Annotated in this window: 16 protein-coding genes; 9 read left to right on the top strand and 7 right to left on the bottom strand. The window is 67.9% G+C overall.

From position 1 onward, the window contains the following. Positions 1–33 precede the first annotated feature (33 nt). From sppA to lhpI, 4 genes are all read left to right on the top strand, one after another. On the top strand, positions 34–1005 hold the full coding sequence (sppA, locus tag JHD80_RS05075) for a signal peptide peptidase SppA (RefSeq protein WP_199085291.1): 972 nt from the start codon (positions 34–36) through the stop codon (positions 1003–1005). A gap of 28 nt (positions 1006–1033) precedes the next feature. Further along, positions 1034–1318: an integration host factor subunit beta gene (gene ihfB / locus JHD80_RS05070; protein WP_199085290.1), complete on the top strand. Its 285-nt coding sequence runs from the start codon at positions 1034–1036 to the stop codon at positions 1316–1318. A 178-nt stretch (positions 1319–1496) separates the two neighbouring features. Beyond that, positions 1497–1835 carry a LapA family protein gene (locus JHD80_RS05065; protein ID WP_199085289.1) on the top strand — a complete coding sequence of 113 codons (339 nt, stop codon included), beginning with the start codon at positions 1497–1499 and terminating at the stop codon, positions 1833–1835. After that, positions 1835–2782 carry a bifunctional Delta(1)-pyrroline-2-carboxylate/Delta(1)-piperideine-2-carboxylate reductase gene (gene lhpI / locus JHD80_RS05060; protein WP_199085288.1) on the top strand — a complete coding sequence of 316 codons (948 nt, stop codon included), beginning with the start codon at positions 1835–1837 and terminating at the stop codon, positions 2780–2782. Before JHD80_RS05065 ends, lhpI begins: the two co-directional genes overlap by 1 nt. Positions 2783–2869: 87 nt before the next feature. Here the strand turns inward: lhpI and JHD80_RS05055 are convergent, their stop codons facing one another. Both JHD80_RS05055 and JHD80_RS05050 read right to left on the bottom strand, forming a co-directional pair. Continuing rightward, positions 2870–3040, bottom strand: a complete 171-nt coding sequence (locus JHD80_RS05055) for a DUF3309 family protein (RefSeq protein WP_199085287.1) — start codon at positions 3038–3040, stop codon at positions 2870–2872. Between the two features lie 191 nt (positions 3041–3231). Then, on the bottom strand, positions 3232–4212 hold the full coding sequence (locus JHD80_RS05050) for a Bug family tripartite tricarboxylate transporter substrate binding protein (protein WP_199085286.1): 981 nt from the start codon (positions 4210–4212) through the stop codon (positions 3232–3234). Positions 4213–4330: 118 nt separating this feature from the next. Here JHD80_RS05050 and mepA point away from each other — a divergent pair, with 118 nt between their 5' ends. Next, entirely contained in the window at positions 4331–5269 is a 939-nt protein-coding gene (mepA, locus tag JHD80_RS05045; protein ID WP_199085285.1) for a penicillin-insensitive murein endopeptidase, read from the top strand. A 154-nt stretch (positions 5270–5423) separates the two neighbouring features. Here mepA and JHD80_RS05040 read toward each other — a convergent pair whose 3' ends face one another. Further along, the gene (locus tag JHD80_RS05040; RefSeq protein ID WP_199085284.1) at positions 5424–6575 is read right to left on the bottom strand and encodes an extensin-like domain-containing protein; all 1152 of its coding nucleotides are present in this window, start codon (positions 6573–6575) and stop codon (positions 5424–5426) included. A gap of 591 nt (positions 6576–7166) precedes the next feature. Further along, positions 7167–7418, bottom strand: coding sequence for a hypothetical protein (locus JHD80_RS05035; protein WP_199085283.1), 252 nt, complete (start codon positions 7416–7418; stop codon positions 7167–7169). Between the two features lie 240 nt (positions 7419–7658). On the opposite strand from JHD80_RS05035, the gene JHD80_RS05030 reads away from it, so the two are divergent. From JHD80_RS05030 to JHD80_RS05020, 3 genes are all read left to right on the top strand, one after another. Then, positions 7659–8651, top strand: coding sequence for a Tim44 domain-containing protein (locus tag JHD80_RS05030; RefSeq protein WP_199085282.1), 993 nt, complete (start codon positions 7659–7661; stop codon positions 8649–8651). Positions 8652–8810: 159 nt separating this feature from the next. Further along, entirely contained in the window at positions 8811–9617 is an 807-nt protein-coding gene (gene dapB, locus JHD80_RS05025) for a 4-hydroxy-tetrahydrodipicolinate reductase (RefSeq protein ID WP_199085349.1), read from the top strand. 2 nt (positions 9618–9619) lie between these two features. Beyond that, positions 9620–10240, top strand: a complete 621-nt coding sequence (locus tag JHD80_RS05020; protein ID WP_199085281.1) for an alpha-ketoglutarate-dependent dioxygenase AlkB family protein — start codon at positions 9620–9622, stop codon at positions 10238–10240. Positions 10241–10417: 177 nt separating this feature from the next. Here the strand turns inward: JHD80_RS05020 and JHD80_RS29255 are convergent, their stop codons facing one another. The 3 genes from JHD80_RS29255 to JHD80_RS05005 all read right to left on the bottom strand — a co-directional run bounded on the left by JHD80_RS29255 (position 10418) and on the right by JHD80_RS05005 (position 14507). Beyond that, the gene (locus JHD80_RS29255) at positions 10418–11038 is read right to left on the bottom strand and encodes a TRIC cation channel family protein (protein WP_199085280.1); all 621 of its coding nucleotides are present in this window, start codon (positions 11036–11038) and stop codon (positions 10418–10420) included. Positions 11039–11042: 4 nt separating this feature from the next. Continuing rightward, the gene (grpE, locus tag JHD80_RS05010) at positions 11043–11645 is read right to left on the bottom strand and encodes a nucleotide exchange factor GrpE (protein WP_199085279.1); all 603 of its coding nucleotides are present in this window, start codon (positions 11643–11645) and stop codon (positions 11043–11045) included. A gap of 93 nt (positions 11646–11738) precedes the next feature. Next, entirely contained in the window at positions 11739–14507 is a 2769-nt protein-coding gene (locus JHD80_RS05005; protein WP_199085348.1) for a [protein-PII] uridylyltransferase, read from the bottom strand. Positions 14508–14817: 310 nt separating this feature from the next. Here JHD80_RS05005 and JHD80_RS05000 point away from each other — a divergent pair. Next, positions 14818–15326: ATP-binding cassette domain-containing protein (locus tag JHD80_RS05000; RefSeq protein WP_199085278.1), on the top strand; the 509-nt coding region annotated here is incomplete at its 3' end.

The raw sequence follows: 15326 nt of genomic DNA, 5'->3' as shown, positions 1-15326 counted from the left end.
CTACATCACGGACCCAGTCCCAGGAGCCTTCCGATGTCATCCGATGCCGATCTGCTCGCAGACCGTCGCAGCCTGCGCCGCAAGCTGACGCTCTGGCGCGTCCTCGCCGTGCTCGGCGTCATCGCCGCGGCGGTGATCGGCGGCTTCGCCTGGAAGGGAGACAGCCTGTCCGGCCTGTCGAGCCCCCATATCGCACGCATCACGATTTCCGGCTTCATCTCCGGTGACCGCCGCACGCTCGACCTGATCAAGTCGGTCGAGGACAGCAAGGCCGTCTCCGCCGTCGTCCTGCGCGTCGACAGCCCCGGCGGCACCACGTCCGGCTCCGAGGCGCTGCATCTCGCCCTGCGCCAGCTCGCCGCGAAGAAGCCGATGGTCGCGGTCGTCGACGGCCTTGCGGCTTCGGGTGGCTACATCGCCGCGATGGGCGCCGACCGCATCGTCGCGCGCCAGACCTCGCTCGTCGGCTCGATCGGCGTGCTCTTCCAGTTCCCGAACGTCTCGCAATTGCTCGACACCGTCGGCGTCAAGGTCGAGTCGATCAAGTCGAGCCCGCTCAAGGCCGCGCCGAGCGGCTTCGAGCCGACCTCGCCGGAAGCGCGCGAGGCCCTGCAGCGCGTCGTCAACGACAACTACACCTGGTTCAAGGACATGGTGCGCGACCGCCGTCATCTCGCCGAGAGCGAGGTGACCACCGCCTCGGACGGGCGGGTCTATTCCGGCCGCCAGGCCCTGGGCCTGAAGCTCGTCGACCAGATCGGGGGCGAGCAGGACGCCATCGCCTGGCTGGAGCGCGAGAAGAGCGTCGCGAAGGATCTGAAGGTCCGCGACTGGCGCCGTCGCAGCGAATCCTCCTCCTACGGCCTGTGGAGTCTCGCCGAGGCGATGGCGCGTGGCGCCGGCCTCGATGCGCTTGCGGCGACGATCGCGCGGGCGGCCGACCAGCCGGTCGGCTTACGGCTTGACGCGCCCTTGGCGCTCTGGCAGCCTGCCGCTGAAAAGTGATGTTGATACAAATGGTTATACTCCAGCGATGATTAAATCCGAACTCGTTCAGCGGATCGCGGACCGCAACACCCACCTCTACCAGCGCGACATCGAGAACATCGTCTCGGCTATCCTGGACGAGATCGTGAAGGCGCTGGCGCGGGGTGACCGGGTGGAGCTGCGCGGCTTCGGTGCCTTCTCGCGCAAGGGCCGCTCGGCCCGCATCGGCCGCAACCCGCGCACGGGCGACGCGGTGGAAGTCGAGGAGAAGTTCGTCCCCGTCTTCAAGACGGGCAAGGAGCTGCGCCTGCGCCTGAACGGCAAGGATTGAGCGCAGGCGCCTTTCAGGGCTGGTTCCATCTCCAGCCCTCATCCCGAGGAGCCACGGCGGCGGCGCCTCGCAGGATGGTCCGGGACGCTCCGGTGGCATCCGGAGCATCCCCTCGAGACACAAGCCTCCGGCTTTCTCCTCAGGATGAGGGCTCGCACATGCAAAGGGCACAAACCCGATGAAGGCCTTTTTCAAGGCACTGGTGCTGGTTCCCGTCGCGCTGGTGATCGTGCTGTTTTCGGTCGCCAATCGCGGAGCGGTGCGCGTTTCGCTCGATCCCTTCAGCCGCGACCTGCCGGTGCTTTCCTATGAAGTGCCGCTCTTCGTGGTGGTGCTGGCGGCCATCGCCGTCGGCGTCCTCGTCGGCGGCCTGGCCTCCTGGATCGCGCAGGGCAAGCACCGCAAGGCGGCGCGCCGCAACCGCCGCGAGGCCGAGGCACTGCGCTCCGAAACACAGGCGCTGCGCTCCGCCGTGCCCGACTCGGCGCTGCCGGCACTGACCAACGGACGGAATTGATGCGACTTTTCGATGTGGCCGAGATTGACGCGGCCCTGAGCTATCCCGGCCTGATCGACATTCTCGACGACGCCTTCCGCAGCGAGGTCATCGCACCCAAGCGCGGCCAATACGCGATCCAGCGGCCGGACGAGACCGACGCCATCCTGCTGACCATGCCGGCCTGGAGCGGGCCGGACGTCACCAATCCCTATATCGGCACCAAGATCGTCTCGGTCTTCTTCGGCAACGGCAAGCGCAACCTGCCGGGCGTCATGGGCGCCTATCTCCTGATGGACGGCGCGACCGGCAAGCCGCTCGCGGTGATGGACGGCAACCGGCTGACGACCTGGCGCACGGCGGCGGCGTCCGCGCTGGCCTCGCGCTACATGTCGAACCCCGCGGCCAGCCGCATGCTGATGGTCGGGGCCGGCGCGCTCGCGCCCTTCATCATCAAGGCGCATCGCTCCGTCCGCCCGCTGACGGAGATCGCGGTCTGGGCCAGGCGTCCCGAAGCCGCGGAGGCGACCGTCGCCGAACTGGCGAACGACGGCATCGAAGCCCGCGCCACGACCGATCTCGAAGGCGAGGCCCGCACCGCCGACATCATCTCCTGCGCGACCAACGCGACCGAGCCCTTGATCCACGGCCACTGGCTGAAGCGTGAGGCGCATCTCGACCTGATCGGCGGCTTCACCATGCAGATGCGCGAGGCGGATGCCGATGCGCTGCATCGTGCGCGGGTCATCGTCGATTCCAGCAAGGCGATCGACGAGGGCGGCGATGTCGCCGTCGCGATCGCCGAAGGCAGCTACAGCGCCGACAAGGTGGCGGGCACGCTGGCCGATCTCTGCCATGGCCGGATCGCCGGGCCGGTCGAGGGCGGCGGGATCACGCTGTTCAAGTCGGTCGGCGTCGCGCTGGAAGATCTGGCGGCTGCCGTCGCCGTCTGGGAGAATCGTTCCTGAAGCCTGGGGCGACCGGGCCGCGGGAAATCCCACCGTCCCGATCGCGAGGCCTTTCGTGCAGCTTGGCTGACGGTTCGCCCGTCAGGCTCAGGCGATGCGTGCACCGCCAATGGCGCCGAGCAGCCACAGGATCAGAACGATCACGATCACGAGGCCCAGAACGCCGCCGAGCCCTGCCGTTCCATAGCTGCGATGGCCGTAATAGCCGCCGCCGCCCAGAAGCAGGATCAGCAGCACGATGATGAGCAGGGTGGACATGGCGAACTCCCGTTTGGAGGCGCCTCGTTTCGGGCGCGGTCCAGCGGGAAACGCCGGCTAGGAACCCGCGGTTCCCTTAGATCATCGTGCGACCGATAGGGCGCGATAACGATGATCTATCGATGCGTTATCGCATCGGATTTGTCCGAAAAGTGGAATCCACTTTTCGGCCCGATGCTTCAGCGTCGCCGTCACTCGGCCTTGATGCCGGCTTCCTTGATCAGGTCGCCCCATTTCTTCAGCTCGGAGCGCAGGAAGGCGGCGAGCTCCTCCTGCGTCCAGCCGCCGGGCTCGGCCGCCAGCGCGTCCATCTTCGCCCGCAGCGCGGGATCGGCGACGCCGGCCTTGGTGTCGGCCTGGATCTTCGCGATGATCGCGGGCGGTGTCTTGGCCGGCGCGAACAGGGCGAACCATGAGGAGACGTCGAAGCCCGGCACCGTCTCCGCGATCGGCGGGAATTCCGGCGCGGTCGGTGCGCGCTTCGCCGTAGTAACGCCGAGCCCGCGGATCGCGCCGGCCTTCGCCTGCGGCAGCGCCGAGGTGATGTTGTCGAAGATCAGGTCGACGCGCCCGCCCATCAGGTCCTGGATCGCCTGGGCCGAGCCACGATAGGGGACATGGACCATCTTCGTGCCCGTCAGCTTCTGGAACAGCTCGCCGGAGAGATGCAGCGAGGTGCCGACGCCGGAGGAGGCATAGGTGAGCTTGCCCGGATTGGCCTTGGCATAGGCGATGAGCTCGGCGACATCCTTCACCGGCAGGTCGTTGCGGACGACCAGCAGATTGGGCACCAGCGCAACCATGGTGATCGGTGCGAAATCCTTGATCGGGTCGTAATTGACCTTGGCGTAGAGATACTGGTTCGTCGCGAGCCCGACCGAGACGATCAGCAGCGTCTCGCCATTGGGCTCGGCCTTGGCCACGGCTTCCGTCCCGATATTGCTGCCGGCGCCGGGCCGGTTCTCGACGATGACGCTCGTGCCCCATGTCTGGCCGAGCTTGTCCGCGATCAGGCGGCCGAGCACGTCGGTCGCGCCGCCGGGCGTGAACGGCACGACGAGCTTGACGACCCGCCCCTGCGGCCAGGGCTGCTGGCTGAGGCCGACGGAGGGGGCGGCGAGCAGGGCGCTGGTGCCGGCGAGAAGCGCGCGGCGGTCGATCGTGACGGTCATCGATGGTCCTCCCGGAGCGGCGCGCTGCGTCGCCTTTCGCGCAAGGCTGCAATTCGCCGCGGCGCTTGTCCAGCCATCGCGCTTGACCGCCATGGATGGTCGCGGCGATTCTCCCGTCATGCGCACCATCGCCCGAATCGCAGGCTCTCTCGCCGTGCTCGCCCTCCTGCCGTCAGCGGCGCTCGCCCAGTCGACCGCCGACCAGGAAGCGAAGACCCGTGCCGCCAATATCGCGGCCTGGCCCGATGCGGCCCGCTCGCTCTTCGGCCAGAAGACGGAGCCTGCGAGCATGCAGGCCCGCGCCATCGGCTCCTATGCGCGCGGCTGCCTTGCCGGCGCCGAGGCTTTGCCGGTCGACGGGCCGAGCTGGCAGGTCATGCGGCTCAACCGCAACCGCAACTGGGGCCACCCCGCCCTGATCGATTATCTGGAGAAGCTCGCCCGCGACGTGCCGCGCATCACCGGTTGGGCGGGCCTGCTCGTCGGCGACATGTCGCAGCCGCGCGGCGGGCCGATGCTGACCGGCCATGCCTCGCACCAGATCGGGCTCGATGCCGATGTCTGGCTGACGCCGATGCCGCGCGGCCGTCTCGACCGCGAGCAGCGCGAGAATATGTCGGCGGTCAACATGGCCCGCTCGGACTGGCGCGATGTCGATCCCCGCAACTGGACCCCGGCCCATACCCGGCTGATCCGCGCCGTGGCGGCCGAGCCCAAGGTCGAGCGCATCTTCGTCAATCCGGCGATCAAGGTCGCGCTCTGCCGCGAGGCTGGGGCTGACAAGGGCTGGCTGGACAAGGTGCGGCCGATCTGGGGCCACAACTACCATTTCCACATCCGGCTGGCCTGTCCGGCGGGCATGGCGAGCTGCCAGGGCCAGGAGCCGCCGAATTTCGGCGACGGCTGCGGTGCCGAACTGAGCGGTTGGGTCGAGCGCCAGCACGACGCCATCTTCAACCCGCCGAAGCCCAAGCCCGGGCCGAAGCCCAAGCCCAAACCGCCGATGTCGCTCGATGCCCTGCCGCCGGAATGCCGGCAGGTGCTGGTCTCGCGCTGAGAGATCAGTTCGATCTTCGTGTTGTTCTGAATCACGTGTCATTCCGGGCTTGACCCGGAATCCATCGGAGGGAACTGCGCCTTACGATGGATTCCGGATCGGCGCCGCTGACGCGGCTTGTCCGGAATGACGGACAGGGTGTCGTTCGTGCTCGTCAGCGCCGCGGCGGCACGCGCGCCGAACTATAGGCGAAGGGGTCGCGCTCGGGGCTGATCGGCAAGGCTTCCTCCGAGCCCTGCTGGTCGACGAAGCCGGAGCTGCCGCCATCGCCGAACGCGGTTTCCTCCTCCGAGGGCTCGACGGCGCCGGGCAGGGAAAGCGGCCCGCGCCGCTCGCTCGGCAGAGGCTGCGGCTGGTAGTGCCCCTGTTGCTGACGCGCGTCGTATTGCTGCAGGAAGCGCTGCTGCGCGTCGAGGCTGTTGTCCTGGCCGCGTCCGTTGTTGGCGACCGGATAGCCGCCCTGCACGGCGCCGGGCGGGCGCAGGCCGCCGCTCGGCTGGCGCAGCATCGACTCCCCGGCATAGGCGGTGGCGGTCTGGCTGTTGCCGCGCTGGGATTGAGGCGCGGGAGCGCCTTGCGCCGAGATATAGGGGCGTGCCGGGTCCGGCGGCGGCAGGTTGTAGTTCGGCGTGTATTTGATGATCGGCTTGCAGATGTGCCGGCCCTTGGAATGCCGGGCGAGGTCGATATGGAGATGGTCGTAATGCATCGGGTCGGCGCCCGGGCCGAGCACCGTGCCGAAATAGGTGCAGGCGCCGACGAAGATCTCGCGCAGGAAGTTCTGTTCCTCGGGCGAGCCGCGCCAGCCCTCCTTGACCGTGACGACGCGGTTGTCGTTCAGCCGGAAGGAGAACACGTCGACGGCATTGCCGAAGGCATGCTCTGAGGTGCGGGTCGTCGCCGTGCCGTTGTTCATGGCGCGGCAGGAATAGGAGCCGGACCGGATCTCGATCACCTGCGCGCCGAGGATGTTCATCGCCGCAGGTTGCACGACCTCCGCGAACCACTGGTCGGTGGTCGCCACGACCGGACAGGCCAGCAGGGCAGGGCTCGTCAGGCTGACGTTGCCGTTCTGCAGGGCTGTGACCTTCAGGGGCTGCTGCATGCCGCAGGTCCCCGGCCCGTCGATCGGCTTGCCGCGCAGGCTGACATAGGAGGAGAGCTGCACCTGGCGGGACGACATGCAGGCGGCCTCCGCCTGGTCGCGCCAGGCGGCGCGCTGGGGCTTCTGGAATTTGCCGCAGCCCGCCAGGCCGGTTGCGCCGGCGATGCCGAGTGCGATGAGGGCGAGATGTGCGCGTCGCATGACCATTCAAATGCGAAGCGCTTGGTGAACGGTTTCTCAACCGACTGCGTCCAGGCCGCCACAGGCGCATTAACTTTGGCGCTGTGGTGAACGGGGCCTTAATCGCGCGTTTTCGGCCTTAACCAAGGCGGTTTTCCTGGCGCGGAGCCATCGCGGCGATGTCGACAAGATCAGCGCCGCGAGTGCCGAGGTTAATTATGGCGCAACCGTGGCGAAGCGCCGGACAGTGCTCGCGGCGAAATCGCGCAGCCAGAAATATCCCCAAATCTAATCAAAGATTTAACCCTTGATTAAGGGTGATCTACCCTGCATCCCGGCCCTGCCACGATGTCGCCCCCTTGCGGCCTCCGTCAGTTCTGCTAGCTTCCACGACAGGTCAATGACACAGGAGGGTGTGATGAGTGTCACGCTACGTCTCGACCGATTGATCATGGGTGCGGCTTTCGTTTTCATGATGGCGATCGTTCTGGGAGCGTTCTGACAACGGGTCAGGCTCGAAGTCGCTAGGACCACAAGAGCAATAAAAGCAGCGCCGCCGGGTAATCCCGGCGGCGCTTTCGTTTGTGGCTGGGACGTCGGAGGCGAAAGCGCTCAGCTTTCCGGACAGGCCGTTTCCGACACGTCCCAGGACATCATGTTGACGACCCGCCCGCAGGTCGCGACCCGGGGGCCTTGCGTGGTCCTGATGCAGGACTTCAAGCCCTCGGCGATCTTGCGGCCACCGTTCCAGCAGAAGCAGAGCGGCTCAGGCGCCTGGGCGAGGCGCGGCTTGTCGAGCGCGACGGCGGCATCGCCGGCTGCCGCCGCTTCGCTGAACAGGAGGATGACAGCGAACGCGAGCATGCAGCTCAGCACGCGATGTCGGTGAGGCCTCGGTCCGGATCCGGTCATGGCTCTCTCCCTGCGCCTCGCATGGCGAGACTACCCGGAGCTTAACATATAGGCCCGTTCGCAACGAATGATTATGTACTGGTTTGAAATAGTAAGGCATTTCAGTCTGTTAGCCGGATGGGGCCTTGCGCGGGATGCAGGCTCTCTCCATATTGTGTGCCGGTGGGCCCATTGTGGGCCCCGGGAGGAACAATGTCTCTGATTTCGCTCGCCCGCCGTGGACGTGCCGTCGCCCTGATCACCGGGGCTCTGTTGCTCGTGCCGCTCGTTGCCGAAGCCCGTCCGGGCGGCGGCCGCAGCTCGGGCAGCCGTGGGTCGTTCACCAATAGCGCGCCGCCGTCGACCAATACGACGCCCGGCGGCGCCCAGACGTTCCAGCGCTCCGCGCCGTCTTCGCCCGCTTCGCCCTCCATGGCAGGCCCCTCGGCCGCCGGCGCGGCTGCGCAGGCCGCCCGTCCGTCCTTCGCGCGCAACATGATGATGGGCATCGGCGCGGGCCTGCTCGGCGCGGGCCTGTTCGGCATGCTCTCAGGCTCCGGCTTCTTCGGCGGCCTGGCTTCGCTTGCCGGCATGCTCGGCTTCCTGCTGCAGATCGGCCTGATCGCGGGCATCATCATGCTCGCCATCCGCTTCTTCCGCCGCCGTTCCGAGCCGCAGCTCGCCGGCGCGGGCGCGCCCTATGCCCGCCAGGGCTATGACGCGCCGCAGCCCCAGCAGACTGCTGCCCGCATGGGTGGTTTCGGTGGCGGTGCCGCCGCTGCCGCCGTGCAGCCGCAGCCGATCGAGCTCGCGGGGGATGATTTCAACGCGTTCGAGCGCCTGCTCGGCGAGATCAACGCCGCCTATTCGAGCGAGGACGAGGCCGGCCTGCGTCAGCGCACGACGCCCGAGATGTTCGGCTATTTCGACGAGGATCTCAGCGACAACGCCCGCCGCGGCGTCGCCGACCGCGTCTCCGACGTCAAGCTGCTGCAGGGCGACCTGTCTCAGGCCTGGCGCGAGGGTGATCTCGACTACGCGACCGTCGCGATGCGCTTCAGCCTGATCAACGCGGCCTATGACCGCAAGACCGGCAAGATCGTCGACGGCAGCTCCACGCAGCCTCAGGAGGTCAGCGAGTACTGGACCTTCGTGCGCGAGCGTGGCGGCGCCTGGAAGCTCTCGGGCATCCAGCAGGCGGCCTGAGCGCCGACAGCGTGAGGAACACGAAGCGGCCGGGGCAACCCGGCCGTTTTGCTATAGGCGGCTTTCGGGTGTTCCGCTGGCGAAGCCCGGCCTATTGCGCTACTGGCGAAGATATCTGCCGTCGCAGAGCCAGACCGGAGCCCCCCTTCCATGAGTGATATGCGTCTCGTCGTCGTCGGGGCCGCCGGGCGGATGGGCCGGATGCTGATCCGTGCCATCGATCAGGCGCAAGGCTGCACCCTCGTGGCCGCCATCGAGCGCCCGGGCTCCCCCGTGCTGGGCGACGATGCCGGGATTCTCGCCGGCCTGCCGGCCTCCGGCGTCAAGGTGACGAGCGATGCCGCCGCTGCCTTTGCTTCCGCCGATGGCGTGCTCGACTTCACCGCGCCGGATGCGACCGTCGCCTTCGCCAGGCTGGCGGCTGACGCCGGCATCCTGCATGTCGTCGGCACCACCGGGCTGGAGCCCAAGCATCTGGCCGAGCTGGCCGAGGCGGCCAAGCGCACGCCGATCGTCCGCTCCGGCAACATGAGCCTCGGCGTCAACCTGCTGGCGGCGCTGGTGCGCAAGGTCGCCGCGACGCTCGGCACCGACTGGGACATCGAGATCGTCGAGATGCATCACCGCATGAAGGTCGATGCACCCTCCGGCACGGCCGTCTTGCTCGGCGAGGCGGCGGCGGAAGGCCGCGCGGTCGATCTCGCGCAGACACGCGTCGCCGGCCGCGACGGCATCACCGGCGCGCGGGAACCCGGCACGATCGGCTTCGCGGCGCTGCGCGGCGGCACTGTCGTCGGCGATCACAAGGTCATCTTCGCCGGCGCCGGCGAGCGGCTCGAGCTCGCCCATGTGGCGGAGGATCGCAGCCTTTTCGCGCAGGGCGCGATCAAGGCCGCGCTCTGGGGCCGGGGGCGCAAGGCTGGCCTCTATTCGATGGCCGACGTGCTCGGCCTCGACGCGTTCTGACCATGACCCGCGTCACCGTCGCGCCGGGCGTCGTTCACTGGCCGGGCCGGCTGGCGCCGGAGGAGCAGGCGGCCCTGGTCGCGGAACTGCGCGCGGTCGCGCGCAAGGCGCCGTTCTTTCAGCCGCGCATGCCCAAGAGCGGCACGCCGTTCTCGGTGCGCATGACCAATTGCGGCTCGCTCGGCTGGGTCTCCGATATCGACGGCTATCGCTATCAGGCGGAGCATCCCGAGACCGGCGAGCCCTGGCCGATCATGCCGGCGCCGCTGCTCGATCTCTGGCGGGAACTGGCGGATTATCCGCATCCGCCGGAGGCCTGCCTCGTCAATTTCTATGCCGGGGGCGCCAAGATGGGCCTGCATCAGGACCGCGACGAGCAGGATTTCGACGCGCCGGTCCTGTCGGTCTCGCTTGGCGACGCCGCGCTCTTCCGCATCGGCGGCACGACGCGCGGTGGCAAGACGACGTCGCTCAAGCTCGCGTCCGGCGACGTGCTGCTCTTCGGCGGCGAGGCGCGGCTGGCCTATCACGGCATCGACCGTATCCTGACCGGGTCCTCGACGCTGCTGCCGGAAGGCGGGCGGATCAACCTGACCATGCGGCGCGTGACGAAGTCGAAATAAACTTTGCCTTCGCGAGGCACGCCCCTTGTCATTCCGGGGCGCGCCGCAGGCGCGAACCCGGAACCCACGACGGGGTGGCTTGCTTGTATTTTTTTGGCACCGAATGTCTCGCCCAGTCGTGGGTTCCGGGTTCTTCGCTCCGCGAAGCCCCGGAATGACAACGGTGGATCGAGCCGCCTAATCGGCCGATTTGCGCGGCAGGTTCGGGAAGGACCAGCCGAACAGCAGCGATCCCGCCCTGAGGCCGAAGCAGGCCGCAAGGCCACCAAGCATTACGAGCGGGCCGGAGAGGCCGAGGCCGGTGAGCAAGGCCGTCATGGCGGCGCCTGCCGTGGCGGCAGTGACATAGAAATCGCGGCTCCACAGCACCATCGGCCGGTCGCCGGCGAGGATGTCGCGCAGGATGCCGCCGAAGGTCGCGGTCATCGCGCCGAGCGCGACGGCCGAAAGCACCGGCACGGCCGCATCGAGACCCTTGAGCGTGCCGATAACGGCGAAGAGGGAGAGGCCGGCGGCGTCGGCCCAGATCAGGAGCTTGCGGCCGCCCCAGCCTTCGAGCACGCCGGGGCGGAGATAGGCCAGCAGCCAGCAGGCGAGCGCGACGATGGTGCAGGTGATGACGTCGCTGGGGTCGCGCACCCAGAAGATGCCGCGCCCGAGCAGGACGTCGCGCAAGGTGCCGCCCCCGACGCCGGTCACGACCGCCAGCAGGATGAAGCCAAACGGGTCCATGCCCTTGCGGGCGGCGACGAGGGCGCCGGTCAGCGCGAAGATGGCGACGCCGGCGACCTCGAACACGGCGTCAGTGCTGGGTCGGTTCGCCGGCCGGCGCTTCCGGAGCCTTGGGCGCCCCGGCGGAGACGCCGACGAGCGCCGGGCGCAGCACGCGCTCGCCGATCTTGTAGCCGATCTGTACGACCTTCGAGATCAGCCCCTTGGCGATCGTGGCGTCGGGCGCCTCGAACATGGCCTGGTGCAGGTTGGGGTCGAATTTCTCGCCCTGCGGATCGATGCGGCGCACGCCGTGGCGCTCAAGCGTCTTGAGCAATTCGCGCTCGGTCAGCTCGACGCCTTCGTGCAACGCCTTCACGGCTGCATCGGCCGTCTTCATGGCATCCGCCGGCAGGCTTTCCAGCGCCCGGCGCAGATTGTCGGCGGAGCCGAGCATGTCGCGGGCGAAGCTGGTCGCCGCATAGGCCTTGGCATCGGCGATCTCGCGCTCGGTACGGCGGCGCAGGTTCTCCATCTCGGCGAGCGTGCGCAGCAGCTTGTCCTTGAGGTCGTCGCGTTCGGCCTCGATCTTGGCGAGCTGCGCCGCGAGGCCTGCCTCGGCGGTGGCCGCCTGCTCGGGCGCGTCCGCGCCGGCTTCGAGGTTGGGGTCTTCCGTCGCAGGGTTCTGCGTCATTTTATCGTCACGTCCCTTTCCTGGCTGGCTGCATCGCCCCTCGCGGGGCCGCAGCCGCGTTCGTGCCGGATATCGGCCTTATGGCCGGTTAAATCAAGCGCGGGCCGGCATTTTCGCCTTCGCCGGGGCCGGCTTCTCGGCCTCGAACTTGAACACGTCGATGAGCGCCTTGCGGATCGTCAGTTGCCGGCCGGTCGAGACGATCTTCGCATGGGTCAGGTCGGTGACGTAAAACACGTCGACCGCCTTCTCGCCGAAGGTCGCGATATGGGCCGAGGCGATGTTGAGGTTGAGCTTCCCGATGGCGGTGGTGAGGTCGTAGAGCAGGCCCGGCCGGTCGAGGCCCGAGACCTCCAGCACGGTGTGGCGGGCCGAGAGCACGTTGTCGATCACGACCTCGGGCTCGACCTGGAAGGTCTGCCCGCGCGGCGGCGGCGCACGCCGCTGCGCCACGAGATCGGCGATCTTGATCTCGCCCTTAAGCGCCCGCTCGATGGCGGCGGCGATGCGCTCGGCCCGGCGCAGTTCGTCGTCGTCGCGGTCGAAGGCGCGCGAGACCGAGATCGTGTCGAGCACGAGCCCGTCGCTGGTCGTGAAGATCTGCGCATCGACGATATTGCCGCCGGCCGCGGCGCAGGCGCCGGTGACGATTGCGAGCAGGCGCGGATGGTCCGGGGCGAGCACGGTGAGTTCGGTCACGCCACGGAATTTATCTGTCTCGACGATGGTCGCCGTGGTGCGCCCGGCAGCTTCGGCATCGCGCAGGAAGCGGGCGTGCTTCTCCTGCTGCTCGGGATCGACCTTGATCCAATAGGCGGGGTAGTGACGTGCGACATAGGCGTCGCGTTCCGCCTCGTCCCAGTCGGCGAGGCGCCGGCGCAATTCGTCCTGCTTCATGGCGATGCGCGCCTTGCGCTCGACACCAGAATGGCCTCCGGTGAGCACGAGCTCGGTCTCGTAATAGAGCGTGCGCAGCAACTGCCCCTTCCAGCCATTCCAGACGCCGGGGCCGACCGCCTTGATGTCGGCGACGGTGAGGACGAGCAGGAGCTTCAGGCGTTCCAGCGTCTGGACGGTCGCGGCGAAGCTCTCGATCGTCTTGGGGTCGCCGAGATCGCGGCTCTGCGCCACCGTCGACATGTCCAGATGATGCTCGACCAGCCAGGCCACGGTCTCCGTCTGCGCCGGGGTCAGGCCGAAGCGCGGGCCGAGCTTGCGGGCGATCCGGGCGCCGGCGAGCGAATGGTCCTCCGGCCGGCCCTTGGCGATGTCGTGCAGGAAGAGCGCGACATAGAGCGCCCGCCGGTTGGCGATGGTCGGCATGATCTCGTTGGCCAGGGGATGCTCGGCCTCCAGCACGCCGGCATCGATCTCGGCCAGCACACCCATGGCGCGGATCAGGTGCTCATCCACCGTATAGTGATGGTACATGTTGAACTGCATCATCGCGACGACGCGGCCGAAATCCGGCACGAATCGACCGAGCAACCCGGATTCGTTCATGCGCCGCAGCACCACCTCCGGCGAACGCCGCCCGGTCAGGATCTCCAGGAAGATGCGGTTGGCTTCCGGCTCGTTGCGCAGGCCTGGCGTCACCAGCCGGAGCGACTGCGTGACCAGCCGGCTGGCATCGGGGTGGATGGCGAGGTCCTCGCGGCTGGCGATGGCGTAGAGCCGGAGCAGGTTGACCGGATCGCGCTCGAAGGCGCTGTCGTCGACGACATTGAGGCGCTGGCTGGTCAGCTTGAAATCGGGATGGCCGAGCGAGCGCTCGCGCTTGCGCTTGGCGAGCGAGTCGAACAGCCGCGAGAGCGTCGCGCGCGGCTTCTGCTGGCGCGCCTCCAGGGCGGCGCAGACGATGGCGGTGAGGTCGCCGACATCCTTGGCGATCAGGAAGTAGGCCTTCATGAAGCGCTCGACCGGCGCCTGCCCGCTGCGGCCGGCATAGCCGATCTCGGCCGCGACCTGCCTTTGCAGGTCGAAGGACAAGCGCTCCTCCGCCCGCCCGGTGATGAAATGCAGCCAGCACCGCACGCGCCAGAGGAATTCCTCCGAACGCTGGAACATCTGCAATTCCTGCTGGTCGAACAGCCCGGCTTCGACCAGCTCGCGCACATCGTGGACGCGGTAGGCGTATTTGGCGATCCAGAACAGCGTGTTGAGGTCACGCAGGCCGCCCTTGCCGTCCTTGACGTTGGGCTCGACCAGATAGCGCGAGGCGCCGGCCCGCTGCACCCTGAGCTCGCGTTCGGCGAGCTTGGCCTCGGTGAAGGCCTGGGCCGTGCCCTCGACCACCTCCGCGTCGAACCGGCCGACCATCTCGTCGAAGAGCGCGCGGTCGCCCACCAGGAAGCGCGCTTCCAGCAGGGCGGTGCGGATCGTCATGTCGGCGCGGGCCTCCCGCACGCAATCGTCGATCGAACGCACGGAATGGCCGGTCTTCAGCTTCAGGTCCCAGAGCGGATAGAGCATGGATTCGACCACGCTCTCGCCCCAGGCGGTCTGCTTGTGCGGGAACAGGAAGAGCAGATCGACATCGGAGCCCGGCGCCAGCGTGCCGCGCCCGTAGCCGCCGACGGCGACGACTGCGATCCGCTCCGACTGCGACGGATTGTCGGCCGGATAGAAATAGGTGATCGCGGCGCTGTGCAGCGCCCGCACCACGGCGTCCATCACGGCCGAGAGGCGATGCGCGCAGGCCAACCCGCCGCGCGGGCCGGCCAGGATCGCCCGGGCCGAGGCATGCCCGTCGTCCAGCACCTGCCTGAGCCCGGCGATCAGCGTCTGCCGCATCTTGGCCTTGTCGCGCCGGTTTATCCCTTCGAACAGCCGTGCGACGCCTGCGTCGGGATGGTGCAGCATCTCGGCGAGCGGCAGGGCAGGCTTGGCGTGAGGCGCGGTCACGAAGGCTCCGTTCCGGCAGACATCGCCTTTCGTAACATGGGAGAAGGTGAGGGGAGAGGATAAAATTAAACGTTTGGAGTGTGTGGAATAGAGGTGGCGCCTCGGTCTGCGTCGTTTGACAAAACGGACATCCGGACCTTAGAAGAGGACACGCGCCGATTTGAGCCTCAGCTTGCGGGCGCGAAACAAATGCAGCTAAAGCGCGGGACGACGGGACGACCTGAGGTCGTCGGTGCTCCTTCCGCTTTGTCTATGGATGGAGTCAGCGATGTCGGCCTCTCTTCACGATTTCTCCTGTGCTCTCGAAAATAGTCCGGCGCGTCCCAGGGCCGGCGAGGTCGTCGCGCTGCTTGGTCCGGCCGAGACGCGGGGCGCGGCGTTGCAGGCCTTCGCCGGCGTGAGCTCCGAGGAGGGAGCGATCCCGACGGCGGAGATAGGCCTGCTCTGCGCCAGGCCGCGCTTCTTTCCCTGGCTCGATCTCACCGAAAACCTGGCTTTCGTCCTGCCGAAGGCGACGCCGTTCGAGCGTGAAGGCCTGATCGCCAATGTGCTGGTTCGGCTCGGCCTCGCCGGGCAGGCGACGCAGCGGCCGGCCGAGCTCTCGCCGGAGGGGCTGCTGCGGCTCGCCATCGCCCGCCTGCTGCTGGTCAGGCCAAGGCTGTTGATGATCGATGAGCCCTTCGCCGCGCTCGATGCCGAGGCGCGGGCCCGGCTCGCCGCCTTCCTGCCGGAGCTTTGTACGCAAGGCCGTCCGGCCGTCGTCATCGCCACCGGCTC

Origin of the sequence: Allobosea sp. ASV33, from assembly GCF_016428755.1 — a bacterium.
Lineage (GTDB): Bacteria > Pseudomonadota > Alphaproteobacteria > Rhizobiales > Beijerinckiaceae > Allobosea.
The sequence above is the reverse complement of the archived record's forward strand: the minus strand, read 5'-3'. Positions and strand labels throughout refer to the sequence as shown.